This is a genomic window from Enterovibrio sp. QJM3NY_24 (assembly GCF_057786035.1).
In genome coordinates, this window is record NZ_CM173520.1 from 536,545 (window position 1) to 562,825 (window position 26,281).

Consider the following 26,281-nt stretch of genomic DNA (forward strand, 5'->3'; position numbering starts at 1 on the left):
ACTATGCTCACGCCGCGTCCTGCGAGCGAATGTCTTCATCAAGAGTGGTTGCGTTTTCTTCCTCTGGCGGGTCACCCCAAATGAGCATGCACAACGCCGTGATACAAAAACTGAGCAAAGCAATAACGACCGGGATCCAGAAGTAAAAGCGCGGCCAAAGTAAAATTTCAGACGCCGCACCTGAGCTAATGGATTTGAACATGGCTTTGGATGACGCAGCCAAGAAGAAACTGCCGACCATCAGCATGACCAGCATGTTGAATTTATCGACCCAAAATTGGATTCCCTTGGGCAGCCTGTCCCTGATCAGGCTGACTTTTGGGTAAGAATGATTGAGCAGCGCGTAAGACACGCCAAGAAATGCCACAGGCACTAGCAAGAGTGCGGTGGCTTCTGTCACCATGCCGTCTGGGCTTTTGAGTATGTAACGAACCCCCACCCCGTAAGTGATCCAAGCAGCTTGGATCACTACGATGGCGGCACCCGCATACAACATCGCCAAAGACATAAGGCGCAGTAGTGGAAACACGTTTGCCTTCATTGCCCGCTCCTCAGCAATTATTCAGAGTGCGCAGCAAACAAGGTTCGAATCTCATCAGCCAATGGGACGCCACAAGCTTTGTTCACTTCTGATGTCCATTTTTTCTCAATGCCTTCTAGCAACGCTTCTGTGCGGTCTTCTGACATGGAAACCGCAGAGCCACCGTTAGCCATCACTGCATCACCGACGCGTTCGTTAACCCAATTTTCATAGCGAGGTTTCAACCAGGTTTCAGCTTCTACTGCGGCTTCTTTCAGCGCTTTCTGATTAGCAGGGCTGAGGTCATCAAACTTGTCTTTGTTCATCATGTAAATGATGTTGCCATAGAACATATTGGCGTTAACCATGTACGGCATCACTGACCACAACTTCCAAGAGCTGTACGTCGCCACACCCATGTTGATGCCATCAACGACGCCACGTTCTGCCGACTGGAACACTTCTTTGGGTGCGACGAAAACAGGTTTGCCACCCCAAGATTCAATCATCAAGCTCACCAATGGACCAATTGAACGCACTAGCTTTCCATCCAACTTGCCGATGTCTGTTACTGGATCTTCAAACCACCATTCCTGATCGTACGAATAGTTTGAGTTAATCAAAGGGATCAGATCAGACTTCGCCGCTTCCGCTTCAATCAAGCTGGCATAAGCGGCATCAAGCTCAATTTGTTTCTCCAAATCAATGGCGACGGGATATAAAGAAGTCACGCGATAACACGGCAGACGTGTATCCGCAGGAACCCAACTGATATCAGATACCCCTCCTTGAACGGCATCGACACCTTCACTCCAACCGTGCAGCGTCGACGATGGGAAGATTTGTACTTTCAAATCACCGTTACTTTTCGCAGCAGCCAATTCAGCAAACTTCTGAAAGCCTTGATACCTAACATCCGATTCATTCACATACGTCGACAAACGAATGGTCTCTGCCGCTTGTGCGGCAATCGGCATCGCGCCAATAAGCGCACAAGTGATTGCGGTGAGGCGGAAGGCGTTGGCAGATTTTGCAATGTTCATGTGACTTCTCCTTGTCTCTTTCGACACAGATTGGAACGTTTAAAACATGAGGCCGCCCATTGGTGATTTGCGGCGAGGTTGACAACTGGTGCTAGTAATAAGCATGACCACATACCATTTTTATGCGTTATGCCGATTCGATTGGTCGGCATGCCGATTTTTAAGGGCACAAGATCTATCGCGAATAATCAGAGAGTTGGAGCAATTTCACCTGCTATACCCCTGAAAAAGAAAAGGGTTTTTACGTGAGGATTTTTCGTTGATTTAGTATTTTCTTATCTTTAATGCCTGAACAATGAATGCGCTTTGTTAAGTTTAAAGAAGCGATATGCGGAACGCAGTTCACACAAAGGAATGTGATGAAAGGCTCTGGACTCTGCAATGTGGGGTTAACTAGATATAGCCTCATCGCTACGAGCAACTTGGATGCATAACGGGTTTGGAGAGGATGTTTGGACTTTAAACTATTGGAAGATTTGGTGTGTCTCGCCCATTCCACCAGCTTTACGTCAGCGGCAAGAGAACGATTTGTTACGCAACCTGCGTTTAGCCGTCGAATTAAAGCACTCGAGCAATGGGTAGGAGCAGAACTGGTAAACAGGGAATCGCAACAGCTTGAGTTAACCGAACAAGGGCAAGCGTTTGTGGTGGAGGCGGAGGAAATTCTCAATCGCCTTTATTTGGCTCGCGACTCTGCCCGAGCGCTGAAAAAGAACGCGAACAATGAAATCTCAGTCGCCGCGCAAAACTCGATAGTGCAAACCTTGTTTATGCAATGGATGCAACACGTCGAGAAAGCGGTAGGACCGGTTTATGTCCGCCTTTCTTCAGACAGACTCGCGGATTGCATTGACCTCTTCGTTCAAGGCACCGTGGACTATTTACTGTGCTATACCCACAAAGAACTGGGGCTCGGCATTGACCCATCGCGCTTTCAAAGCGCGGTGATTGGCATGGAAACCTTAGTTCCCGTCTCTTTAGCCGTGAACGCCCAACCTAAATATTGCCTTCCTGGCACTGAGCATGAACCCCTCCCGTTAGTGGCTTATACCCATCAGTCACTGTTTGGCAAAGCGATTAATCAATTGCTGGATAAACAACCTTGCTATCTGACTCGACGCTACGAGAATCCGTTTGCCCATACTTTAAAATCTATGGTGTTGGGCGGTTATGGCGTGGCGTGGCTTCCCCGCTCGTTTGTTAAAGACGAATTGATGCGCGGCGAGTTGTGTATTGCAGGTGATGAAAGCTGGCACGTCCCGTTTGAAGTTCGGCTTTATTATCGCGATCCTGACAATGCTTTCACAAAATCTATTGTGCGGATCTCTCAGAAAATGTCATGCGAAGAAGACCCAAATGAAAACCATTCCAATGAAGATGATACACGTGGTGTGAGTGCCAATGAAAACAGGCTTAGTCGCCCGATTAAATCTGGGCGGCGTTTTTTGTAGCCTATCCCCCTTGATAATCCAAACTCCACCCAGAAGCCGATCGCGTGGCAATGATTCGATACTCTCCCATGCCTGCTCGCGCTGCCTGAGCCACAAAAAATGGCATGATGCTACGCATACTTTCGCCCTGCTCTGTCATGGGTGTTCCGCGCTCCAATTTCTCAAACCCCGGCGCAATCTCACTGGCAGATCGTCTGATCGTGAACACAACTCGACGATAACCTTGCCTATCTGCATCGGAAAGTACATCAACAAACACAGCCACCGTGGTATCTATTTGTGACTGTGGAACGGGTTCAACGGTGATCACTTGCGGTTCGCCACCCGAAACTGGGCTGCCAACACCTGCGGCAGGGCTTGCCGTTCTGCTGCCAGAACCCGATGAGCCGCCATCTGGCGTTAACATCACCCGCATCAGCGTGGAAACAATGGTCGGCATAACCGCCCCCGCCGCTAACATGGTTTCTTGCACCACGGTGCCACCAATGATCCTTGCCATTCCCCCTTCAACGAGGCGCAATCCCGTGCCTGATTGGGCAATATGATCCAAAATCGTGATGGGAACGAGTCGATTTACCGCCGCACCTGCTGGCATCAATCGCGCGAGTGCTTCGGCAGAAAGCCCTGAAGCCTCGAGCAACGCACCTTGCATAATGCCGCAACTGGTTGGGTTACCGCCTAACCAACGAACAATCGCGGGTGCACTGTTTTGCACAAGAGAAGTCGCTCGTTCGATATCAACCGCGGCTTCTGCGGCTTCAACAATCACGTAGGCATTGACACGCTGCCCCATGCCCGCCACGGCTCTTTCTGTGATTTCTCTTGGCGCAACTTCAAACAACAATTTAAGCGGGCCGCCGTGGAGCTTGATCAACTGGCCTGCGGCATTTCGCGCATACATGACGGCGTGATTAATTCCACCTTCCGTCACCAAAATCATGGCGCCGCGCTCTAGCGCTTGCATCATTTCAGCCGTCGCAGCTGTGCGAGTCGCAAACACTGCGCCACCTTCACGAACAAACGCTTCACCGGTTTCCCTTAGCACGGCTTCCGTCGCAATCTCGCCGCCTTCTCGCACCACGAGTCGTGAGCCTTGCCGTTGCACTGCTGTTCTCACTAACGCCGCAGGTGCTCGTATCAAGGCTCTCGCAGCCACACCCGCAGAACCCAGTGTTGCCATATCCAACATCAGAAAACCAACGCCCAATACACGCTGAAAATAGGTTTCCGCTTCGCGTATTTGCTGGATTGAGCCGTAAATCGGCACTAAGGTCCAAAGGCTACGTGATGGGTCAGGTTCACCCGCCGCGTGTCTTGCGCGGTTCTCTTCTGGGCTGTCGGACACCGCCCACGTTACCAGCCCTGCGGCAAGACCAATGCCTGCCAGAATAAGCCAAGGGGCGATTTGGTGAAGGTCCTGATCGACGGCGCGGTTAATCTCATATTTTTTTCCACGCAGCGCCGCACTCGCTGCATATTCCGCTTCATATTCAGAATGCCAAAAAGGTTGGCTAATACGCAGATCGGCATACGCCGTTCCCGCACCTAAACGCCCTTGCACCGTATGCGCCAATTCATGACCAAGAACGTGCTGCCCTGCCCGACTGGCTAGGTCAAGACTGCTATCGACAACAATATGATCATTGAGCGTGTAGGCGACCGTGTTTAGGGCTTTCAACGATTGAGTGGCTGCCGCACTTCGATGCAAACGAATGGGCGACAAATCGTAACCGTACGATTGTTCAAACGGCGCTCTTACTTCTGCGGGAATGGGCTGTCCACTTTCAAGCCCCAATGAGTGAACCTGAGGTGCCAAGCGCGGAGACGCGAAACGTGACGTGGATTCTTGCTGGGAGAACGCTGCCGGAGAGGGGCTCTCAGACGCTGCGCTCAACAACGCATTACCCAATGCCCCCAGCGAAGAGGACACAGAACGAGGAACGGGCGGCAATGCGGGTGCGGGCTTTGTCGGCGTAAACCGCTTGATCACCCGTGCCATATCCATGGGCCTCGTATCGGAGCCACCTGGAAGCGACCGCTGGCGCGTTTGTGATGATGGCAAAGATGACGAAGATGCCGGTGGTGTGCCTGCCATCGGCGTGCCACCGCTTCTCGATAGCAGTTGAGAACCCCTTTCTGACAGTAAAGAGCCCGATTCTGATAATAAAGAACTTGTCTCCATCAAAGCGCCATTACCCACCGACAACACATCACTGGTGCGCGATTTTTGGACGAGGCCGTTCTTACTGCGTTCGGAATTCGCAGTCTCCGTCTTTTTCTGTGGCGGCGCAAAATCAGGCATGGTTACCGCGACTCCAAACTGCTTTAGGCTATTTCTTCGTCGGTCTGCCTTTCACGGGTTGCCTTAACGTTGTCTTGCGCCTTGCGGCGGCTTTTTCTGTTGGAGCGGCTTTCAATTTTGCGTCCACATTGAGTGTCGTTTTAGGTCGCGGTTTCGGCGCGGGTTTCTCGGGTCTTATTTCGTCTTGCTTGATCGGTTCCTCTTTTGGCTGCTCCTTTTTGGGCTCAGTCGTCTGAGAAACCATGTCTTCAAACTTGCCTATCTCTTTCAACTGCTCACGTTCACGTTGAATAGATTCATCAATTTGCTTATTAAACACTGCACGTTGCTGCTCCAGATCGGCAATACGACGTTCAACCCGAGACTGTTGTGCCAGCGCATTGGCTTTGGTTCTGCCAATCGGATCCGGCTCTGTGTCGGGGTGACTGACTTTCTGCAACGCCTCGACCAGAGAAATGTGTTTTTTCAGTACCTCACTTGCCTTAGCCATCATGTACTCCTTACTCAAATCTGCTGATTAAATGCGTTCTGAGGGGCAGGAAATTCAGCATGATTTATCACTGAACTGGTCGTGATGTTGCCAACGAATGGCCCCTGCATATTGTTGAAATCAAACGACGGTAAAAAACGGGTATTGGCCTTGACCTGATTGCCCATGACCACCGCACGGAAACCGCGAAGTACGACGGTAGCATGTTGCCCAATTTCATCAGGAACAAAGCCCACATGCTCAACATAGTTGTTGTTGAAGAACACGCGTTCGAAACGAATATGGAAGTTATCTATCAAGGTATTGGAGAGAATTTCCACGACCGTGTCAGCCCCTCGACCCAAAAATTTGTTGTTGCTGATCTGTGCGGAATAACCAATGCGCAGTGCCGTTGCACCCAAAGGGAAGGCAATTTCGATCAACCCTTGCATCAGCAACGCTCTGTCTTCCAATGTCCGCTCTCGCGTTAACAAATCGGAATAAGACACCAGATTGCTTTCGATGCGCGCTTCCAGCACGAAAAGTGCGCCAATTCCCACGGTGCGAGCGGGATTGACCTTTTCATCTTTGCTCACGCCCGTGTTCAAAACCTCGTTAGATTCCACATGACATTCGCCAAGCTGAAAGATGCACGCAATGGACGACGCCAGCACGTTCTTACCTTCTGCACCGACATAATTGAGCCGATTACCAATAATGGCAGCACGCGCCAAACACAGCGCGACGAAAATCCCACCGTTGCGGCAATTGCTGATTTGGTTGTTGGCGATATCCACCCTGACACAGCGCTCGCAAAGTACCGCCGCGCCGCCATCCACAATGTGGTTATTCTGCATTTGAATGTCTTCACATTGGCTGGCAAATACGCCGATGGTGCAGCCCGATAGGGTGTTGTCGTCCACATTGACCACGGTGCATTCCGAGAGAGACACGGCAAGTTCGTCACCGGAATCTCCTGCAAAATCATTGTTTTTGATCCGCAACCCTGCGACCTGCTCTGCCACAATGTTGCCGGTACAACCTTGAATCCAATTCTGCGCAACGGTGATCCCGCCAGTGAACATTTCATCGTCGCCACCTAACAAAATGGCAATCTGAGATTCAATCTGTTCTTGGGTTTGTATGCGATTACGTTCAATTAACGCACCCAATCCACGCACCATGATGCCGGTACTGTCTTCAGCGGCGAGCATGATTTGGTTTTCTGATACCACGCCAAACGCACAGGCACTTTCTATCGCGACGGCTTCTTGATTGCTTTGCAATCGTCCCAACACGATTCGGTTACCCATCACTGTGCTGTAGGACGCTGTGGAGAACGAGCGACCCAGTGGCTGGTTATTGATCACCACGCCGCGCACATAGCCTTGAATATCATTGCCGAGTACCTGTACTCGTCCCGTCAGACGCGCAACGCCGACGCCGACGATACCGCTTTCCTGCCCTCCTTTGTCGACATGGGCGTTGATTTGGTTGTTTTCAATCACCAGATCTTCGCCGCCATCGTCCATCCAAACACCAATTTGTGTGCCTGACAGTGAACATTGCGCCACGCGGACGCGCTCGCAATCAAATAGACCAATGGCAGGGCTATCGGTTGGCACGGCACTCTCTCGAGTCGAGATCACTCGACAATCTTCAATCAAGCTGTCTTGCACGTGACGAAACACCATCACGCCTTGCGGCTTTTCGCTGCTTAAACCCGTTAAAACAGAAATCATGGTGACATGAATGCCCGACAAGGTTTCTTCTTGTTCGCCGCTGACAAGCAACGCGGCATCATTGCCAAGGTGACGAATTTGCGCACCATGAGATTCACCGTGCAAGGTGACATTGGGATAACGAATACGAAGCGGACGACGGATGACATGCACGCCCACTTTTAAGCAGACACAGCCCCCAAATTCTGGCGACAAGCTATCTAATGCGGTTTGAATATCTTCGCCGGGACGCACCACCACGGTACAACAGCCCGTCACACCTATTGGATCACGGCAATCTTGAAAAACCGGGGCGACAAACTCACCATTTAACGCATCGATCACCGCTAAGCGGCAGCGATGATGATGAAAAGCTTGTGGCGGCGCATTAGTCAGTGTTTCAACTGAACTGTCGGCATAGCGGGTGACAAAACTCCAATTATCACCAATATGGTATGCCCCTGCCCCTGCATCGCGGGACAAGGCCACTTCGACCCCATCTTCGAGTGCGATAAACACACCTTCAGGGACGGCAATTAGACCGTCACTGGCTGGTGCATCAAGATTGGTGATTTCATTGCCATCGGTATCGAGTACCACACCAAACTGGTCCCAACGACGAAGAATAGGATGAAGGGTTTGGTTAGCCGCTATCGAGGCGGGAACCAATACGATTTCCCCTGCTGCGAGCGGATTTACTAACACCACGGTATTGGCAGCATCATTGACTGAAAGAATACGCACCATGGTGCCGGGCAGGCCTTCCAACACGCGCACATCGTCGGTAATTTCAGCCCAATCGCCTGCACTGAAGCGCAGGTAATCGTCTTTGGCGACTTGCTCAAGGGTCAAGGTGTTGTTGGCAGGTTGCGCCAATATTCGTCCAGCGAATGCGCCGTTTACCCGCGACCATTTCATCAAGGGCAAACCCGCTTCATTCACATCATGAACCGCCACCATGTAGGTGCGATTTTCTAGCCCTCGATAACCGCCCTCTGGCGGCAGCAAGCAAGGGTCGTTGACCGCAGACGCGGGATTGGCACGGGAGGATAATCGCCCTGAAGATGGCGCAATAAACGCGTCCCAACCTTCAATGTCTTCATCGTCGGTATTACACGTTACGCCTTCACCGACAGGACCAAACAATCGCACTTGCCATACGGTTTGCATGCGGGCGCTGGTATCGACGCCAATCGCCGGATCAACTAAATCGGGGGCTTCCAAAAACGTGACCGGACGTTTCCACACATCGAGATAGGCCAGATACCGTCCGTCTTCAGGCTGTATTCCCGGATCGGCGCTAGTCAGCATCGGTCGATAAGGCTGATCATCAAAGGGGATCGGCACCTCACTGTGCAGTTCTTCAAGGGGCAATGAAAAGTGATGCTCATCGTCGCCAAAGTTCTCAGCTAACAAGCCATCGACATAATATCGACCTGGATGAATCAGCAAACTGCCTGCAACCACATCCAATCGAAAGCTGTCTGGAAGATGCGCGGGATAGCCACAGAAGCCTGCTAAATCGATAGTTTCAGCACGAAAGCGGCGATCTATCATGGCCGCCGCTTCATTCAGCGGCGTGTCGGAGACCACCCTGCCTTGCATCGACACCAATTCGGCGTAATTGTGGCGTGGGTCAAAGGTCTTTCCTGAAATATCTACAGCCATGGAACTCTCCTTCAAGTCACATAGATCAAACCGGCATCGAGCCCGATGGGTAAGAATTCATTGAGACGAAACAGCAGCGCATCATGCCGCTGCGGCTGATAAAGATGGTGATACACACCTATTTCGCTGCCACTATCTGCACCACGTAATATCTCGGTTGGCGCAGAAAGCAGTAACTGCCCGTAAGCGGGGTCGCCATAACGGGTAGAGATAAACGCAGGCACGACACGCGCCCGAACACCATGAAGAATATGTTCGCGTTCGGCATCAGTGAGCGAGGGGTTGCGCGCTTCGGCTTTTTCGATAGCGTTTGACCCTGCGAACTGCGGCTGACAACGATGCTGACGCGGTACACGAGAAAAGGGAGGGATATAAGAAAAACGGGCGCATCCGGTTTGTCGTTGTAATGCCCAAACCGGTGATGTCCACGCATCCCCTTCGCCAAGTGCGGCGTCGAGAATGGAATTTGATATCAGTGGAAAAGACCGCGCAGCTATTTTGCCAATGACCGTGGTTTCACGCAGAGTCAGCACACCGCCATGACTGATTTCATCAAGGGCTGAAAAGGCGACATGGTTATGTGAAGTGGCATCGACAATGCTGTCTTTCGCCGACACTGACGCCCCTTCTACCGTGCGAATTGCACCGACGATGCTGTTTTCAATTTCCACGGTAACATTGGGGATTTCAACCACCAGCGACGCTGCATTCGGCAGCATCGGCTGTCGGTTTATCGACAAAGCGTGTCCAGGCACTAAGGTGACGTTTCGAAGCACTAAGCGGCGTAATTGATTGTCGCCGGTATCAGGCACCACCAGCCTTCCACCAAACACCACCAACCCATCAATGATCACTTCGGATTCCGCACCACCGACCACGGTAAAATCATCACCTTCAAGATCGATAAATACGCGATGTCCGTCTGCGGCGCGCAGCGACACCGTTTGATCGGTATTCACCGAAATGTCAGGCGATACAGCAAATCGATGCGACACGCCAATTTCAACCACACCGCCGGATTCCACATTGCCCAGTGCGGCTTGAATATCGCCGCCCGCGCCGACACTGTGCAAATTAGCGGAATGGCTAATAAAGCCTTCGCTGCGAGAATAGGCCCCGCCACCAATATCGGCGCATGCACCATAGTGGAATGTCACTTCCACGGTTTCTGGCTCAACCATGCTGGCAGGAAACGATAAGCGCCCAAGTTCGGGGTCGACCGAGATTCTGTCTACGGGCGAATGCGCCCAGTCTGCGCCGTCATCACTGAGGTTACAGATCTGCAATTGATTGGCGGTTTGCATAATGCCATCAACCACCACGGTGAACGCATGAGGATAAAAACCGTCGAGCCGATTTGCTGCAATGCTTCGGCGCAACAGCGGCACAGGCAGATTTTCCTCGCGAGCCAAATGGTTAATATCAGGCTCAGTCTGAGGCTCATTAAACAGCGGAGCATTGAACCCCATCGGCTGGAACAGATATCGTCGCGCTGCCAAACGAAACGCAGGCGTTAACGATTGACGGTAATGACGCAATCGCCACAAGAATATGCCGACATGTTGAAAATGATGTTTCCCTTCACCTTGGCTGATCCGCCCTGTCGCCATCGTGTAGCTGGCGGTATCAAATGGCGTGTTGATAGCTTCACACTTCGCACTGTCTCTGACATTCAAGGTGTAATGATTATCAGGACGCGGCGCGGCAAGATGTTCTGGGCGCGCGAGCAGTTGGAAGAACTCCACCACTTTGGCAGGCCAGCGCGCGGTATCAGATGCTAATTGTTCCAGCGCCAACGCCACACCGCGGCGTCGGGTTAAGCGAATTTGATTGGCGGCTGCTGCGCGTTGGCTCACACCGGGAATATTTGGCCCGTAGCGATAACCCACCAACTCGCCAATGTAAGGCGCTGCCCACTCATCACAGGTTTCAATAAACTGGTTATCATAAAGACGATCGGCATCGTTTTTCACGATCGCCGCTTGCTCGGCGAGTATTTCCATTAAGGCTTTGAGGGGAAATCCCTGTGCTTCATCGCGTTTGCGATAAACCTCTGGCAAGAGTTGATAGAGCGCGTCAGGTGACAAGCTGTTCATACGCTGACCTCCAGATAATCAAGCGGCCCAGGATGCAAACTCAGCACTGATGCGCCCAGCACTTCGGCATCAACGCCGCTACCCATCACCTCGGCATTCGCTGCCGCGAGACCATCGTGGCGTGTAGGGATCTCGCCCGTGTATAAGCGTTCAATCACCACCGCGTCGATTCCCGCCACGTCGTGCAACAGCGCAATAATTTCACTGGCAAAAACTGGCTGACCAAAACGGCGAGCGTCAAACGACAATGCCGCACGTAATACAGCTTCGGCACTCACACTCACTTCATCGGGGAGATAATCAGGATGGACTTGAAGACGCACACCGAGCTTAAAAAAGCGCTGGCGATAACTTCGCAAAATAAAGCGTGCAAACGGGTCGCCGGCTGCGGTCAACGCTTCCGTTAAGCTGTTATGCAACGCACTGCCCTCCGGCACTTGCGCCCCTTCTTCTGCTGCTACAGTGACCACCACTTGTGGCCCACCAGAAAGATGCAACCACTGCGCACTGGCTTTGGCAATGCCGCCATAACCTTGGGAGAAGTCGGCGTAATCCGTTAAAGAAACCACGCGTCCCAAGGTGCGACAGGACAAAGGTGCGCTGCGTTTTATCGCATCACGCCCTTCGGGATCCGCACCGCCGTCGGCATCGAGCAAATTATCGACCGCCTGAACACCAAGCGGCTGCGACATCAATAAATTGAGTTGCCCGGCTTTTACTCGCCCCATCAAACCATGGGTTTTACGATAGCTGGCGCGAATGTTCTGCTGACCTTTACCCGGCATTGCGCCTTTCACGCCATCGCCAAAGGTGATGTGACTGTAACCTTGTTCATCAACACGCATCGAATACACGCGATCAGCGGGCTGCGTGCTCAAAAAGTTCGCCACCGGATGCCACAGGATTTGGTTAACTCGAATTTCTAGCGTGGGTTTCACGCCCGTTGGCGTCGCCGCAGGCACAAAGGTTTGTGGCGCTTGGCGGGTAGTAAAAGAAGCATGGGGCAAGGCCGCGCCATCACCCAGGACTTCCACCACCGATTCACCTTGAGTGGCTTGTGCAACATTGGCAGCAATACGCAGGCTTTGTGGGAAGTAAGCCGCGCCTAAGGGTTCAGTCAGAGTGAGCGATGTGCCCGTACCCGCCGTGAGTTCATGGTTAACGGACTGCACAATGCGCGTGGCAATGACAGGCATCGCGCCTGAGCCTTCAGCCAGTCCGTTGAGAATCACTTTGCGCCCTTCTTCTAGTCCGGGGAACCAGCCATTCAGCTGAACGGAAACCGTGTCAGCATCCAAGGGGGCAGTGATCGGCAGTTCCGCCAAGGTTAAGAACTCACTGGCGCCAAATATCGTAGTCTGTCTAATGGAGAACTCGACAAAATCTTCGTTTCGATCCAACGCCAAGCGGCTACTTTTTCCGGTGACGGCAAAAAATGAAGCCGCGACCTCGGCAGTGTCTGTGACCTGATAACGCGCCCATGTGTCTCCATCTCGAATAACGACCTCACTGTCATTGGCGATTTCTGCTATCTGCCGTTCAAGATAAACATGATTCGCGCCGTCTCTCATCAAAGATAATGTCCCTGCATCGGCCCATGTGGCGGCAGTCTTGTCCGCGTATGGACCCGGTTCAAGGCTTTCTACCACCACATCGCTGCCGTCCACACTGTAAACTGGCACCATGCCCGTCAACGAATGATGAAGGCTGCTCAGGGGCGGCGCTGCGTGTCCAAAAATGGCCGCTGACGCACGAAAAACCAGCACGGTTTTGTTGCTCTGGCTCGCCGCTTCCAAAGGGGCGAAAAAGGCTTTTTCTGACAACTCAGCATCCGCCAATACTGTGACCAATTCTGAGGTACCAAGGGTGTGATCAAGCTTTTCTGCCAACGCACCAGACACCGTGGCGGAAAAGCTGCTTGACGCAGAAAACCCTATTTCTGAAGCAGGATCCGAAGCAGGTTCAGAAATCGGCTCCGTGCCGATTGGCGATACCGTCACCCATGTCAGATCTTTCGCATCGGGGTCTTGGGCGATATTCGCCAACACCGGATCGACAGCATTCACCACAGCAAAAACTGGCGTGCCGTCGTCGGCGGTGAAAGCGACCCCATCTCCCGCTTTCAGCTTGGTATTGGTGCCCCAAAACGGCAGTTGCGTCGTCGAGGTCGTTAACGGATGGAGAGCCGTCAGTTTTGGACGAATGGCATTCCATTTCGCGCGAGCCAAGAGATCATCAAGGGTTTCATAAATAACGGGCGTTTCATCCTGCCCCGGCGTACTTTGTATTTTGGTGCCTGCTGGGACAGTAATACGCTCAGGAATGCCTGCGCCCGCGGCAATGTTAAACGACAGATCGGCACTGGCTGCCGCGCCGGGATGAGGAATGTAATCAATCAACAGCGCCATTTCATGCAGCGATTGGGGCAGTTGCGCGGTGCGCACATAGGCTTCGTTCAGCCACATTTCATTGTAGAAAGTCAGCACGTCACAACTGGCTGCCCAAGCCTCTAACAACGCCAGAGTGAAGTCTTCCCCTTCTCGTGTGGTTAAAGTACCGAGTGCGCCGTATTGCGATGAAGAAAGCCTCGCCACCATGCTTTGATAGAAATCTTGGTGGCTACCTGCGCGAAAACCAATCCGAGGTAAGCCCGGCGTGTTATCAGGCGCTTGCGGCGTCAGTACGCGAGTGCCATTACACGCGCCGCAATGTGACTGTTCTTGTGAGCGAGCATTTAACAGAGAATCAACCATGTCAGCGCCCTCCTTCTAAGTCGAGCAAAAACACACCGTTGCCAGGATGGCTGGCGTCGTTGTCTACTCGCGCAATTTCGGTGCGACCGAACAGGAGTTTTCGCCCTGTCAGCCCACTGGTTCGCGGGTCGCCAAAACGACGAAAACGGGTCGCTTTGGCGGCGATCACCCCTTCTACGTTTTGTGCTGCCGCTAACATGGGCGACAGGTGCAAGATTTGTCCGGCGCGGAACTGATCGGGATGAAGTAGCCCCAGTGCACCATTGGCTTGTCGCTGCGGAGAAAAAATCGTCAATAAGCGCTGGCGAACATGAGATTTAGACGCATTGGGCGCGACACAAACATGCAGTGTAATTTCCAGCGGCACATAAACGGGCGTGGACACGGCGACATCATGGGCGGCAAGTCGGAATTTTTCATAGTGACCGCGTAACTGGTTGCGCTGATCTTCGGTGACACCAATGCGCCCTTTGGGATCGGGCAATGCAAACGTGGTGATCCAACTGCCCGTGTGCACATAGGCACAACTCACGTCTTGCACCCATTCCACGCGGCGTCCAAGGGTCTGATAATCTTCTCGAGTGACGGCTCGCTCTTGCGTTTTGAACAAGAACGGTGCGCGCTTACGAATGGCGGCATTGGTTTCTCGGTTTCGCCCGCCTGCGCCCGCCGTGATGTTTCTCACTTCAATCACTTCAGGCAGGTTTATCGCTAAGTGATGCAGCTTATCAGGCCCAATATGTCCCGACGTGCCCAAGCCCACACGATAACGGGCGCTAAATGCGGTGCCGGAAAGTGGACGACGGCCAAACTGGTTATCGCCAAACCGCAGTGAAGCACTGTTGTCTCGTTCAATTTCAGCGGTGAACACACGCGCGCTGGCATCACTGGCTAACAAATCTGCGACTGGCTGATAAGGCAGCACTTCAACACCATCATCACCATCGAGTTCAATACAAGGATACGTCGCGTTCGGCTCAGGGGTGCGCAACGCATCTGAGGCCGGTACGCCTGACGCATAATTTGGTGCAAAGGTCAGTGGTGATTGAGCGAGTTTGGGTCGAAATGCAGGCATGATCATTTCTGCCTGTTCTTGATCGCATTGACTATCGGCGCAAGTCACGCCGTGATTCTGACCTGATTCAAAGCCTTTGCCCGCCGCCCAACTGAGCCATGGTGACGGCACTTGGCCGAGATTTTCGTCATCCTGTGTTTGCCCGTGATCGACGAGTACCACATTGCCACGAACGACACTGACAGGCTCAATGTATCGCCTTCCTTCTTCCATCGAGGTTTCTGACGATATGCAGACGGGGAAACGCAAGGCATCACGATCATGCCACACGATTTCGGTGATCAAATCGCCCGTAATGGGGTCCGTCAGCGGCGCGTTAGCGGCATCAAATGCGCGTACCTCTGTCAACAGCACGACTTGGCGACGGTCTAAAAATCGGTCGGCTTGATTGCCTGTTTTCGCGCCGGTGATTTCCTCCATCGCGACATACAGGCCTTGGCTGAGATTTGGTAGATGCCCTGCCAACGTCGCGCTCGTTGACCCTTTGGCGAGATGGCACCGAGCGTTACTCCACGTATGAAATTCCATTTCATTGTGCGCGATGAACAAGGCTGGCACGTCGTGACAGGTTTCGTACACCGCGGCGCTTTGAGCCAGTAACGCATTGTTTCTGGCAAAGGTGATAGGCTGTTCACTCAGCCTTGTACACACTGCTGCACCTTGCGGGATCACCGCTGTGCTTGGCGCAATCGGCAGTACATCAGCAGACACGGCAAAGTGACAAAAACATCGCGCGTTGCAGCCTTCATCCACGGAGTAATCCAACAATCGTGTTAACCGCTTCAGTGAAATTCGCGAACGCGCACGGTTGAGATACGCTTCGGTTTGGGCTGCGTCTTGTTGGTAGGCCAATTGATCGGCGGTGTACGCGAGAATATCGACAATGGCGGTAGAAAGGTCGGCAGGATGCCCAGTGGCAAAAGCGGGAGCCGCAATGGCCATGCGATCGAGCATCATGCGGCGAAACGAAAGATAATCACGCGCGGTGTAATCTATTTCTGTCTCTGGTTCAGGCGGCGTTTCGCACTCGCAATCACTCAAACAATCAAACGCTGTGGGGCACTCTACCTTGAACGAAAATGTAATGGATGCCAGAACGGGGTCTATCTCGGGCGGCGGCGCAGGGTTTAAAGTGCTGGTGACAATATTGAGCATATAGGGGCCGAAATCGCCCGGTTGTGCGAGTTCAATCACGATCACGTTTTGCTGTCCGCCCAGCCCCATGGTGACAGCGACTATCTCAACGGCGGCGTCGCCTTCAATGCGAATATTGTCTTCTGTATAAACCACCGCGCCGGGGTCGTTAACAAGGTGAAGATGCAAGAAGCGCTGACGATCAGCAGGATTCACCGCTTCCAAATCCAACACTTCGACGAAGTCGATACCGTTGAATGCACTGTTGCGCACCGCTTCTCTGCGTCGTTGGTCACAGCAAAAATAAATCATGCGGCAGACTCCCTCACAAATTGGGCTTGCTGGGGATCACCCGATGGCAGCACCAAATAGGACACGTCGATAAACATGGCACCTTGATCAAATAGCACAGAGACATCCGTCACTTCGATGTCATCTTGCATCCAGCTTTGCAAGGCTGTCGCAATCAAAGTGCGGGTATCTTCTATCAAAGCATCACTGACTCCCGCAAACAGCAGACGGTTTAAGCCACAGCCAAAAGTTGGCATCATCACCCGCTCTCCTGGCTCAGTGAATAACACCTGCTCAATGCGATCGCGAATGAGATCAAAGCGGTGCGTTGTCGCTGTCCGCCCTTGAGTATCAATGCGATAGGGGAAATCTGGATAATTCATCTTTCCTCCGCGAAATTAAGACGTTAATAAGTTAAGCCGTTAATAAGTCGGAAATTAACTCGCAATCACACGTACTTGCGCCACAGTTGGCAGCAAGGGTGTCCCTGTTGGCGCGCAGACAGATTGGCCAGTTAGCAGCACAAAAGGCTGCCCCATCGACACCACACGCACCGAGCCCGATAAAAATTGCCCTGTTATACAAGGTCCATTGCCCGCTGTCGGGGGTGGCATTGCGCACCCTGCCACGACATAAGGAGACGTCAGCAATACGGTGGCCGCGCCCGAAACCACGACTCGCGGATTCGGCACTGTCGGTGTTGCTTGGCCACCATGGGAGCACATGACTGTCGCACCAACATGTAACAAGGGCCCGGGCATGGCTGTCTCCTTCGTTTCGCGCTTACGGTGTGGTTGAGCGTTTAATCACTAAGTATTAAGCGCTAAGTAATGGTGAGCGCACCGGTATTAATATCTACCGTCGGCCCGACCAAGCTAATTTGTGCACCTTTCCCGTTGGTGATGAATATTCCTGCGTCAGTCACCGACAAGGTGACGCCGGTGGCGGTCTGCAAGGTAATACCCCCCAACCCCATAGGCCCGCCTGCATCGCAAATCACGATGCCGTTCTTCGCCATGGTTTGCAGCGTAATGGCGGAGATCGGCGCGGGTGCGGTTTTTGCCAACGTCGGCACATCTGCCGCAGAGCCTGCAAAGCACCCTGTCCAAATAGGATGGTCGACTTCGCCCTGTTCAAACTCAATCCAAACACCCGCGCCAATGGGCGGCACAGCAAAGATGCCGGCGTTCAAACCCAACACGGGTAAACACGGCATACACCAACTGCCGGGTGGCATGCCTGTCACATCGGAAACGGTGGCTAGGATTCGCCCTTGCTGAGATAAATCGACGTTGTTCACCACCACGCCGCGATATTTCCCGTAAAACTTTTCGCTCATACTGGCACCCTACTGACGGTTGAAAGCAGCCCATCTCGGCTCAGTTCAAATTGCTGTTTGAGTTGGCCTTCGCTCAAGGTCGTGGTGACGGATTCCACGTAATGCAGTCCATTAAACGCATGACCTGCGCCGCGCACTGACACCAATTTTCTTGCTTCCAATAAGGAGCCATACGCCAAAACATCAAGCGAACCCGACATTCTCACCGCCCTAACGGCAGACCTTGCCGCTTTCGCTAACCCTATTAGCGCACCTTGCACCGGTGAGTATTTGGCCGTGTCGCGAATCGGTTCGCCAAGCCTCAGTGGAATTGGTCGTAACAGACCAAGAGGCGGATTGAGCGGATTAACGTCCGGCACCGGTATGGTGATGGGCATTTTTGTCTGCGGATTTTGAATAGTGACCATTGGCACTACCGCGCTTTGAGTATCAACACTGCCGGACAAGGATTCCACGTTTCGATGTGCATCTAAGTCGTCATTGATCGGGCGTTGGACCTTGCCAATGCGAATGTCCGGCCCCCAATAGGCGGTTGAAACTCCCACTTGAGACGTGGGCTCGATGTAGAACACGTAGCCGACACGCTCCGCTAGCGACAAGATGTAATTAAGATCAGTGCCCTGGTGCACCGGAATGCGTTCTGTGGGGATCGGCACATCAATCAGCACTGACGGGATGACTTTTGGGATCAGCCCCAAAAACGCATATTTCGCCAGAACCAGATTAATGCGAGCGAAATCCGGCATGGCGGGATAACGCATAAAACTGAAATCGATGTAATCGAGCACACGGCTGAGATCTTCTCCCGTCAGCGTGAGCCGAGACACACCGGGTGCACTGCCGGGGCTAACGCGATGATCGGTGACGACACCGTCAATAAGCACGGATTTTTGACCGAACATATCTATCGCGATCACGGTGCGTACTAAGGGAATGGGATTGTTGGCTGACAGCAGAAATACCGTATGAAGCGGTGAGTTATTGTCAATCTCGAACACCAGTTGAAACCCTGATTTACCTTCCGTCACGGAACGCACTTCGCAAGAGACAAAGGCGTTAATCACCACTTTTGATACGGGTACAGGGGCAACAGGGCCAATGTAGAGACTCATCACCACCTCTGACATTACTGCTCTCCTTCATCGCCATGTAGGGCAATTCTGCGCCCGACGATGGTCAATAATTCGCTCGGATTCTGCACCAAGTTGGCATCGGCGATTCGCCACCAAAGGGTTGGGTCGGCGTAATACGCCGCACCGAGTAAATCCAGCCGGTCTCCTTCTCTGATCGTCATGCTTTGCACGTTTTCAATGGACGCAGGCTGCGGCAGGAATCGGCGACTGACAAACACACGCTCTGTGCCACGATCATCCGTCATCACATTCAACGGCGCACCGGCATAACGGCTGCTGGACGCAAAGTCCGCCGTTTCTTCCGTGTTGCTGAGTAAATAGTGCGTGAGATCAGTCATCAATGATTCCTTATTGGCGTCCGTTCTGTGGTGTTCTCAGTTGCTGCTTTTTGCAATCAGCAGCTGGCTAACAGGACTTAGCTATTTGTGACAGGTTTAATGACCCGCCCCGCCTGCGTTTCTAGCCCAGTGAGGTAATGCAAAAACAGTGAAGAAGCGGGATGATCAAAACCAAGATCGTCGACCGTCAACACTTGTAAACTCAAGTTGGCTTTCGCGCTTAATGGATTAAGCCGCGCGCTGAAAAACTCTTCTGTCAGAGCCAAGCTTTTGACTTTCACTGGTACGCGGCGATACGCGCCCCAGCTAAACAAGGGCAATGGCTGAACCATCGGAATAATGGTCAGCTTTCCTTCTCGGGCTCGCGCATCGTTTTGCAGCAGTTGCCGCTTCGTCGGCGAAATCAAGCTTCTCAACGCGGCGATGTAATGGCCAATGCCATAAGTCACCGCATCCTCATCGCCCCGCTCGAGCGCATCAGTGGCATCGAGAATGGCCTCAAAACTGATCGATTCGGTTGGAGGACCATTGAGTCGCATCTGCTCTGTACGAGTTTGCGACCCTGCCTGCGATTTCACTTCAAACTGCGTACTGAGCGTGGAAGGATTGATCAGCAATGGAATCGCATTTACGGGCTCGCCACTTTGCGGATCGAGCAACACAATGCCGGCTTTAACGTAGTTCGGCTGACTCGATAACATTTATCGCCCCTTTACGCTGTGTTTGTGGCTAGTCAGTTGATGCATCAATGCATCAGTGGCCCTCACTATCGCCTTCTCCTTAGCGACCCACTGTTGCTCAGTGCTGATCGACTCCATCACTGGCCATTGTGTCGACACGGCGGTAGACATCGCGCGATAGACATCGGCATAACCCGCGTCGCTGCTGATTTTAATGTGCCGAAAGTGCACGTTAAGTTGTGTCATTTCGTTCTCCCTTTATGGCAAAGCAAGGTTGCCGGGCACTGTCCACCAAAGCGGCGGTGCGAGTGATGGGATCATGCGAATACCACGATAAATCAAATAGCCAAGCCCCACGGTGGCAGCAGCACCTGCCACAGCTTGCGGCGTAACGGTATGAGGCGCTGTACGTGGCACAGTGTGTGGAACTGGTTTTACCACCGGCACAGGATTGGGAATAACAATAGGGATCGGACGAGGCCGGCGGCGCGGCTTGTTTGTACAGCGATAGTAGTAAACCCCATTTGACGTTGCCCCACCCGTTCTTGGCCAGACTGAAATATTCTGCAATGGATTGCCAACAAATGTCATTCGCGGAAAAGCAAATGAAGACATGGAGGTCGCTGGGCCAATAATGGCCTGGTAACTGGCAATGTCTCGGTTGAGCTGGGCTTCTGCAATGGCCTGACGATTATTGAGCGGGTTGAGCCATGAGGCGGGTTTGATTTCTCCCACTTCATCGATGAAAGGCCCAGCAGGGTATTGAATCACCATATCTGGCCGTGTTGCGCCGGGAATTTGAAATCCCGGGTGTCCACCACCTAAACATGATGTCGACATCATGGTGTGCATCGCGCCACAAAATCCGCCAATCTGCATGTGTGCTTGAATACCTATTTGATTCGCGCTTAGAGCGGGAACATGACACCCAGCGACCGTGGCTCGTTGAATAAAGGGAAATCCCGATCTCTCGCCTAGAGAGGTCGTGCTTGCACCATCCAGTGCTTTTGTTTGCGCGATAGGCCCGCGGGGTGTTGAAGTTGCGGGTGGCGATGGTGAAGCTGTTGGCGTTGAAGGCGGTGTTGGTGCCGATCTGGGTGCTGGTGCGGGAGAGCTTGAGCCCACATTCTGCACCGATGATTCTGGTACAAGAAGGAGCCGGTGGCCTTCGTCTTCCAGCATGCTGAGTTCGTCCAAAATGCCTTCAAGATCTTCAGGATCCCAAAACTCGCCTAAGAAATCGAGTTGATGCGAAGGATCAGCCACGCCAACCGCTGACGCAGATTCTCCCGCATCTGCCTTCTGGGTCCATCGGCCAATCGAACCCGATGGCGTCGACAGTTGGAAGGGTTTACCGGCTGCGAAAGCGTCACCACCACGGTCAGCTTCTTGTTCATAGGTATCACTCGATCCATTCAATTTGGCAAAGGACAGCCCACGACGTTGTTGCACAACGTGGGTCAGTTCATGCCCTATGAGCGAGAGACCCTGTTGCGAATCGGGGTTGTAAAAACCTGAACCAAAGTAAACATCTGACCCTGCAGTAAAAGCCTTAGCTTGAAGTTGACGGGCGTAACGCTGTGCAACACCTCCGGTATAAAGCTTGGCTTCCGGAAACTCTGCACCGAAGGTTTTCTCCGCTCGCTGACGCAATTCTTCCGGCAAATGCCCATCGGGTTGCTGCGAGTTTGTGCTCATCGGTGGCTTTGTCATGCTCACACCTGAGCCCGCGAACGCAGCGCTAGACTGTGCTGACATAGACGCTTTCGCCCCACACGCTGAGCAAGGTGCGCCTTGTGTCGCGGTGCTACCGCAACTGCATTTTCGCTGCAGGATCGGCGACTGCGTATTGAACGTTAACCCAACTGGCGAAGACTGCGCTTTTGCTGTGCTTGGGCTGGCGAATTCATTCATATTCCAGGTCCCCCGCTTTAATCGGTCGATCGAGCTTTTGTAACTCGGCCGCCGCCGCTTCCATTAGCCATTGCATGGAAACAGAATCGCCGTGTTGAGCAGCTAAGAACGCGCCATTCAAAGCGACATTGTGAATACTCCCGCCCGTTAAATTGAGCCTAGAAAGACGAGAGGGATTCACATCGGCTGAGAGCGGTGTTTCAGGCGGGAATGCAGTAACCCAAATGCGTTCGCGCTCTAATGGCCCGGGGAAGGGGAAATCGACGACAAAGCGTAGTCGACGCAGAAACGCTTTATCGACGGAGGATTTCAAATTGGTCGCAAGAATGGCTAGACCTCGATAAGTTTCAATACGTTGCAACAAATCATCAATGCCGATATTGGCAAAGCGATCATTGCTGTTTTTCACTTCACTGCGCTTGCCAAACAAGGCATCGGCTTCATCAAAAAACAGAATCGCTCCGCATTGTTCGGCCGCTTGAAACAACTCGCGCATTTTCTTTTCTGTATCACCGATGTATTTACTGATCACGCTGGATAAATCAATGCGGTACAAATCCAAGCCAAGTTCATTAGCAATCGCTTCAGCGGCCATGGTTTTGCCTGTGCCACTGTCACCACAAAACATGGCGCTGATCCCCATGCCGCGACTCATGCGATGACGAAAACCCCATTGCTGGTATACACGGCTTCGAAGCCCCACTTGCGCGGTTAACTGCTCCAGCATTTTGGTTTGTGCCAGCGGTAGCACCAACGTTTGCCAACTGGCTTTACAGTCGATACGTTGCGCCAATTTCGCGAGTGATGATGCGGCGCGTTGCTGACAACATGTCCAAAGCGCTTTTTCAAATCGAGGGTCAGAATGAAGGAGTGACTCTCCGCCGCCGGACTCAGCAATCAAGGTCATTTGGTTGATGTCTTGCTGACTGAGCGAAAACTGCTCCGACAATCGTGCCGGTAAACTTTCATTTGCCCCTTGAATAGCGTTTCGCCACAAACCTTCTTGTTCTTCCACCGTCGGCCTTTCAACCAAAAGCGGAAAGCTGTTGGGTGTCACACCAATGGGCATGACGCCGGCATCAATCATCACCAGCCCGCCGACACGGCCAACAAACTGCTGCAACTGTCTGAGACGCGCTGGGTCGTCAGCCCCTTCAATGAGCAACAGCAACGGCATTAACCCTGCTTCGCGTTGCCATAACCTTGCCAGCGCATCCAAATCATTGGGTTGAGTTGGCAAACTGCTGGCATGAAGGATTTGAACCGTCGCACCAAGTTGGTGTGCAAGGGCTGCAGCCATCAAGATTTTACTGGGTTTGTCCTCACCAAAAAACTCAATCACCACTTGCTGGCGATGAGATTGATGCGGGTGCGATTGATGCAGATTGAGTTGATGCTGATGGGATTGCTGTATGTAGGTGAGTGCAGATTGCAAACCGCGTGATTGAGAATAAGAAAGCGACGCATCACTGGCGACCGCGGGCATCGGTTCAAGCATCACCGCCAAGCGCTCGTCAAGGTAGTTGATACCACGTAAAAAATTGAGGATACGTTCATCGACAACCAGCGTGGCATCGCCATTTCCTATCGGCTGCCATTCCAAAAGTAACCAATAGCGCAGCGGACTATGAGGCGAAAAATTGCCCCAATCACAATCATGAGAAACTGAAAATGCCAGTGTTGCTGTTGGATGAGAACGTATTGAATTCTCTGTCACCATGGCGCATTTTGCAGCAACACGACCATCAAATGACATCGCTAGAACCAGAGCCAGTACGGCTTGATCGCCCTCGTTCAAGTCGAACTGCTGCACTAACACGTTAAAGGCGGTAGGAGGATCACAGACGAAGCCTTTATTGATATCCGCTAACGTACAGTGCCCTGACTCTTCATTTCGCACCGCATCGAACGACACAAGTACCCATTCGATGAGTCGAGATATATGTGCCTGATTGGTCGCCTGCCATTGAGAAAACAGATCAACCGCTGGTCCACTACCTGACGGATTATTTCCAAATTCTGCGCGTTGTTCTTGCGCTGAGGCATTAACACGGAAGGTATCAGTCATGCTGGCACCTCTACTCTTTGCGTGGGATCATAAATGGGCGCGCGTGATGTGAAATCCGGCGCGATGGGCGGCCTGTCTTTGAGGATGAACCAACTGTCTGCGCCATCTACCCGCAATCTCGCGGGGTAGATGCCTGCAGCCAAAGGCCCAAAGTGAAAGACCAGTGTGCTCGTAATCACGGACACCGACTCAGCCTGAGCGCCTTCGCTGCCTAACCAAAGTGTTGCTTGTTGACCGGGATGTACATTGGGTGACACCCCGACGGTGACGATGACAGCTTGGCCATTTCGTACAACGCTATTTGGTGGCAGCGCCAATACAGGCGCGATTTGTGCTGTAAGTTCATTGGATTGTTGTGTAGCCCCATTGACATCTACGGCATAAGAGATTGAATAGATACCTGATGCCCAGTTGGCGGGAACGTTTGGCAGCGTTAAAGACTGCCCTTGCGCGGAGCCGCCAGCATTGGCAGCCACCGTGTGTTCTATATCGAGTGAGAGATGAGAAAGCGTGAAACGTGGATTAGCGCCATCAAGTGCACGGCCTTCAACATCCAGAATATCGCCCAGCCTTGCACTTGCTTGGTGTGCAGGCGAAATAACACGGGTGAGTTGAGGCAAGGACGATAACAGATGAGGAAATACCGTAGGACCGAGATCATCTTCGCCAATGGTCAGCACAGGTAGCGGATTTCGTGTGCCATATTCCGCTTCGATCAATACCGTGGAAACGCGATAGGCCATCGAGGGTCGATATTGACTTTGCAATGCGCTCCAAAGGCCGGATTTTTCCGCCATTGGCATTTGATGGGGCGCAATACGAAGCGCTTCTGCTTGATCAGCAAGTCCGGTGTCAGCCAACGCTTGCAAAAGTGGCGGTAAGCCCGCGGCAATGGCTGGCGAAGGGTTCAATGCCGTTTGGATTTCTGTTCGCGTAAATCCAGGGTGTTCGTGCAGTATTTGCATCGCATAGCCGAGCAATACATCGCCATGCAGATCTGCCGTGCCATAAGCACACACCAGATAATAGAGATCGAGCGGTAATGGCGTGTTATTGACTCTCTCACCCTCTGGATTACGTGTTGGCAGGCACTGATTCGCCCACGCTGCGTTCACCTCTGTGTGATAGAGAAAAACATTTAGCGCAGGGGCATTGTTGTCTTCTTGTGCCAGCATTTGATCCGGTGCCAATGCGTGAACAGGCACATTAGTGTTCACCACCGCCGCCACATCGTGATCCACCAGCCCATCATTGAGCAGATCGCGCAACAATTGGGTGACGCCCGCGATGGCAAGCGCGCTACTCATCGTTCACCGTCCTGACGCTGACGTAAATAGTCAGACAATGAGAGGTCTGGTTTCCAAGTGGTTGATTGACGCTGCGCTTGCAATGGGGTTTGAGAATCCGCTTTGCTAGCAATGATCGACACTTGATCAATCGTCACATTTACCGTAATCGGTGGTGAGGGTTTAGCGCGATTTCGATGCGTCACACTGCGCGGTGCAGATTCCTCTGTTCCTAGATGACGAAGAGAATCACGCGGCGATTCATCACGATTTGGTGATGCATGAGCTGCAGGCTCTGCGCGAAGGCGCTGTTCCGCTAACAGATGTAAATTCGACGCTATCCCCTGTTCATCTTGTTTGTTATTCGGTATATGCCTTTCAACTGAGGCATGTTCAAATACGGGTTGCTCACTTGGCGATTGATTCGCATCCGTCTCACCCAAAATGGATGCCGCCACTTGTTGCGTGAAATCATGTCGTGTTCGAGTTGGAGTCGATGGTGTATTTAGCGGTGCATGAATAAGTGTATTCGATGAAGACGGATTGGTGGAGACCGGATGATTAAAAGCATCACTCACATCGGTATTGTTCGCTTGGCTTTTCGTCTTTGAAATACGAGAAGGATGAGAACCAACCTGTGTTTTCTCGATGTTAATGGTCACATCGTGATTACCCGCAACTTCATCTTGTCTGCTTGGAGCACGCTGTGATGCTGTTTGATTGGGCGATTCTTCAAGGTGAGTGTCCAATAACGAATTAGTGACAGTGTCACCTACCATTCCATCACTCACCGTATTTAAATCATCGACCAAGGGTTCTGACTGAACACGATCTTGACTGACATTCGACGCAGAAGCCGACACTGACCGGGTCGCACCTGCATAGTAAGAGTTCACCACAGGTTTCAGCATCTGAAAGCCATCAATGTTTCGGCGAATGTAATGTCCTAATTGGCGACTCATACACATATCCTTTGGATAAGATGAGGTTTCAGCCTGAT

20 protein-coding genes are annotated in these 26,281 nt (G+C 52.4%); 1 reads left to right on the forward strand and 19 read right to left on the reverse strand.

The window, feature by feature from the left end:
- Positions 1-7 precede the first annotated feature (7 nt).
- Both AC3CIC_RS18835 and dctP read right to left on the reverse strand, forming a co-directional pair.
- The gene (locus AC3CIC_RS18835; RefSeq protein ID WP_488516697.1) at positions 8-541 is read right to left on the reverse strand and encodes a TRAP transporter small permease; all 534 of its coding nucleotides are present in this window, start codon (positions 539-541) and stop codon (positions 8-10) included.
- Between the two features lie 17 nt (positions 542-558).
- Complete coding sequence (gene dctP, locus AC3CIC_RS18840; protein ID WP_394209209.1) at positions 559-1,563, reverse strand: TRAP transporter substrate-binding protein DctP; 1,005 nt, start codon at positions 1,561-1,563, stop codon at positions 559-561.
- Between the two features lie 452 nt (positions 1,564-2,015).
- Between dctP and AC3CIC_RS18845 the strand changes: the two genes are divergently transcribed.
- Positions 2,016-3,014: a LysR family transcriptional regulator gene (locus tag AC3CIC_RS18845; protein ID WP_488516698.1), complete on the forward strand. Its 999-nt coding sequence runs from the start codon at positions 2,016-2,018 to the stop codon at positions 3,012-3,014.
- A gap of 1 nt (position 3,015) precedes the next feature.
- On the opposite strand, the gene AC3CIC_RS18850 is transcribed toward AC3CIC_RS18845, so the two are convergent.
- From AC3CIC_RS18850 to AC3CIC_RS18930, 17 genes are all read right to left on the reverse strand, one after another.
- The gene (locus tag AC3CIC_RS18850) at positions 3,016-5,316 is read right to left on the reverse strand and encodes an eCIS core domain-containing protein (RefSeq protein ID WP_488516699.1); all 2,301 of its coding nucleotides are present in this window, start codon (positions 5,314-5,316) and stop codon (positions 3,016-3,018) included.
- Between the two features lie 28 nt (positions 5,317-5,344).
- Positions 5,345-5,806: a hypothetical protein gene (locus AC3CIC_RS18855; RefSeq protein WP_488516700.1), complete on the reverse strand. Its 462-nt coding sequence runs from the start codon at positions 5,804-5,806 to the stop codon at positions 5,345-5,347.
- Between the two features lie 14 nt (positions 5,807-5,820).
- A complete protein-coding gene (locus AC3CIC_RS18860) occupies positions 5,821-9,174 on the reverse strand; it encodes a DUF6519 domain-containing protein (RefSeq protein ID WP_488516701.1) in 3,354 nt (1,117 codons plus the stop codon).
- 11 nt (positions 9,175-9,185) lie between these two features.
- Complete coding sequence (locus AC3CIC_RS18865; protein WP_488516702.1) at positions 9,186-11,270, reverse strand: hypothetical protein; 2,085 nt, start codon at positions 11,268-11,270, stop codon at positions 9,186-9,188.
- Positions 11,267-14,023, reverse strand: coding sequence for a baseplate J/gp47 family protein (locus AC3CIC_RS18870; RefSeq protein WP_488516703.1), 2,757 nt, complete (start codon positions 14,021-14,023; stop codon positions 11,267-11,269). Before AC3CIC_RS18870 ends, AC3CIC_RS18865 begins: the two co-directional genes overlap by 4 nt.
- A gap of 1 nt (position 14,024) precedes the next feature.
- The gene (locus AC3CIC_RS18875) at positions 14,025-16,544 is read right to left on the reverse strand and encodes a baseplate J/gp47 family protein (RefSeq protein WP_488516704.1); all 2,520 of its coding nucleotides are present in this window, start codon (positions 16,542-16,544) and stop codon (positions 14,025-14,027) included.
- Entirely contained in the window at positions 16,541-16,906 is a 366-nt protein-coding gene (locus AC3CIC_RS18880) for a GPW/gp25 family protein (RefSeq protein ID WP_488516705.1), read from the reverse strand. The genes AC3CIC_RS18875 and AC3CIC_RS18880 overlap by 4 nt, the downstream gene beginning before the upstream one ends.
- Positions 16,907-16,960: 54 nt before the next feature.
- A complete protein-coding gene (locus AC3CIC_RS18885; protein ID WP_016958818.1) occupies positions 16,961-17,284 on the reverse strand; it encodes a hypothetical protein in 324 nt (107 codons plus the stop codon).
- A 62-nt stretch (positions 17,285-17,346) separates the two neighbouring features.
- Entirely contained in the window at positions 17,347-17,862 is a 516-nt protein-coding gene (locus AC3CIC_RS18890) for a phage baseplate assembly protein V (protein ID WP_017003639.1), read from the reverse strand.
- Positions 17,859-18,989, reverse strand: coding sequence for a hypothetical protein (locus tag AC3CIC_RS18895; protein WP_488516706.1), 1,131 nt, complete (start codon positions 18,987-18,989; stop codon positions 17,859-17,861). Before AC3CIC_RS18895 ends, AC3CIC_RS18890 begins: the two co-directional genes overlap by 4 nt.
- Positions 18,989-19,333 (reverse strand): hypothetical protein, encoded by a 345-nt coding sequence (locus tag AC3CIC_RS18900; protein WP_016958821.1) that lies wholly within the window; start codon positions 19,331-19,333, stop codon positions 18,989-18,991. Before AC3CIC_RS18900 ends, AC3CIC_RS18895 begins: the two co-directional genes overlap by 1 nt.
- Positions 19,334-19,410: 77 nt before the next feature.
- Positions 19,411-20,034, reverse strand: coding sequence for a hypothetical protein (locus AC3CIC_RS18905; RefSeq protein WP_017005648.1), 624 nt, complete (start codon positions 20,032-20,034; stop codon positions 19,411-19,413).
- A complete protein-coding gene (locus AC3CIC_RS18910) occupies positions 20,035-20,259 on the reverse strand; it encodes a hypothetical protein (RefSeq protein ID WP_488516707.1) in 225 nt (74 codons plus the stop codon).
- Positions 20,260-20,271: 12 nt separating this feature from the next.
- Positions 20,272-21,927: an eCIS core domain-containing protein gene (locus tag AC3CIC_RS18915; RefSeq protein WP_488516708.1), complete on the reverse strand. Its 1,656-nt coding sequence runs from the start codon at positions 21,925-21,927 to the stop codon at positions 20,272-20,274.
- The gene (locus AC3CIC_RS18920) at positions 21,920-23,995 is read right to left on the reverse strand and encodes an ATP-binding protein (RefSeq protein ID WP_488516709.1); all 2,076 of its coding nucleotides are present in this window, start codon (positions 23,993-23,995) and stop codon (positions 21,920-21,922) included. Before AC3CIC_RS18920 ends, AC3CIC_RS18915 begins: the two co-directional genes overlap by 8 nt.
- The gene (locus AC3CIC_RS18925; RefSeq protein WP_488516710.1) at positions 23,992-25,302 is read right to left on the reverse strand and encodes a Pvc16 family protein; all 1,311 of its coding nucleotides are present in this window, start codon (positions 25,300-25,302) and stop codon (positions 23,992-23,994) included. Before AC3CIC_RS18925 ends, AC3CIC_RS18920 begins: the two co-directional genes overlap by 4 nt.
- A complete protein-coding gene (locus tag AC3CIC_RS18930) occupies positions 25,299-26,243 on the reverse strand; it encodes a hypothetical protein (protein WP_488516711.1) in 945 nt (314 codons plus the stop codon). Before AC3CIC_RS18930 ends, AC3CIC_RS18925 begins: the two co-directional genes overlap by 4 nt.
- Positions 26,244-26,281: the final 38 nt, after the last annotated feature.

What these genes read in the sequence shown, in the direction of transcription:
- AC3CIC_RS18875 (WP_488516704.1), bottom strand. Translation starts at nt 16,544, where the DNA reads ATGATTTATTTTTGCTGTGACCAACGACGCAGAGAAGCGGTGCGCAAC.
- AC3CIC_RS18860 (WP_488516701.1), bottom strand. Translation starts at nt 9,174, where the DNA reads ATGGCTGTAGATATTTCAGGAAAGACCTTTGACCCACGCCACAATTAC.
- AC3CIC_RS18870 (WP_488516703.1), bottom strand. Translation starts at nt 14,023, where the DNA reads ATGGTTGATTCTCTGTTAAATGCTCGCTCACAAGAACAGTCACATTGC.
- AC3CIC_RS18855 (WP_488516700.1), bottom strand. Translation starts at nt 5,806, where the DNA reads ATGGCTAAGGCAAGTGAGGTACTGAAAAAACACATTTCTCTGGTCGAG.
- AC3CIC_RS18920 (WP_488516709.1), bottom strand. Translation starts at nt 23,995, where the DNA reads ATGACTGATACCTTCCGTGTTAATGCCTCAGCGCAAGAACAACGCGCA.
- AC3CIC_RS18835 (WP_488516697.1), bottom strand. Translation starts at nt 541, where the DNA reads ATGAAGGCAAACGTGTTTCCACTACTGCGCCTTATGTCTTTGGCGATG.
- AC3CIC_RS18910 (WP_488516707.1), bottom strand. Translation starts at nt 20,259, where the DNA reads ATGACACAACTTAACGTGCACTTTCGGCACATTAAAATCAGCAGCGAC.
- AC3CIC_RS18850 (WP_488516699.1), bottom strand. Translation starts at nt 5,316, where the DNA reads ATGCCTGATTTTGCGCCGCCACAGAAAAAGACGGAGACTGCGAATTCC.
- AC3CIC_RS18915 (WP_488516708.1), bottom strand. Translation starts at nt 21,927, where the DNA reads ATGAATGAATTCGCCAGCCCAAGCACAGCAAAAGCGCAGTCTTCGCCA.
- AC3CIC_RS18865 (WP_488516702.1), bottom strand. Translation starts at nt 11,270, where the DNA reads ATGAACAGCTTGTCACCTGACGCGCTCTATCAACTCTTGCCAGAGGTT.
- AC3CIC_RS18900 (WP_016958821.1), bottom strand. Translation starts at nt 19,333, where the DNA reads ATGACTGATCTCACGCACTATTTACTCAGCAACACGGAAGAAACGGCG.
- dctP (WP_394209209.1), bottom strand. Translation starts at nt 1,563, where the DNA reads ATGAACATTGCAAAATCTGCCAACGCCTTCCGCCTCACCGCAATCACT.
- AC3CIC_RS18905 (WP_017005648.1), bottom strand. Translation starts at nt 20,034, where the DNA reads ATGTTATCGAGTCAGCCGAACTACGTTAAAGCCGGCATTGTGTTGCTC.
- AC3CIC_RS18925 (WP_488516710.1), bottom strand. Translation starts at nt 25,302, where the DNA reads ATGAGTAGCGCGCTTGCCATCGCGGGCGTCACCCAATTGTTGCGCGAT.
- AC3CIC_RS18880 (WP_488516705.1), bottom strand. Translation starts at nt 16,906, where the DNA reads ATGAATTATCCAGATTTCCCCTATCGCATTGATACTCAAGGGCGGACA.
- AC3CIC_RS18895 (WP_488516706.1), bottom strand. Translation starts at nt 18,989, where the DNA reads ATGTCAGAGGTGGTGATGAGTCTCTACATTGGCCCTGTTGCCCCTGTA.
- AC3CIC_RS18885 (WP_016958818.1), bottom strand. Translation starts at nt 17,284, where the DNA reads ATGCCCGGGCCCTTGTTACATGTTGGTGCGACAGTCATGTGCTCCCAT.
- AC3CIC_RS18930 (WP_488516711.1), bottom strand. Translation starts at nt 26,243, where the DNA reads ATGAGTCGCCAATTAGGACATTACATTCGCCGAAACATTGATGGCTTT.
- AC3CIC_RS18890 (WP_017003639.1), bottom strand. Translation starts at nt 17,862, where the DNA reads ATGAGCGAAAAGTTTTACGGGAAATATCGCGGCGTGGTGGTGAACAAC.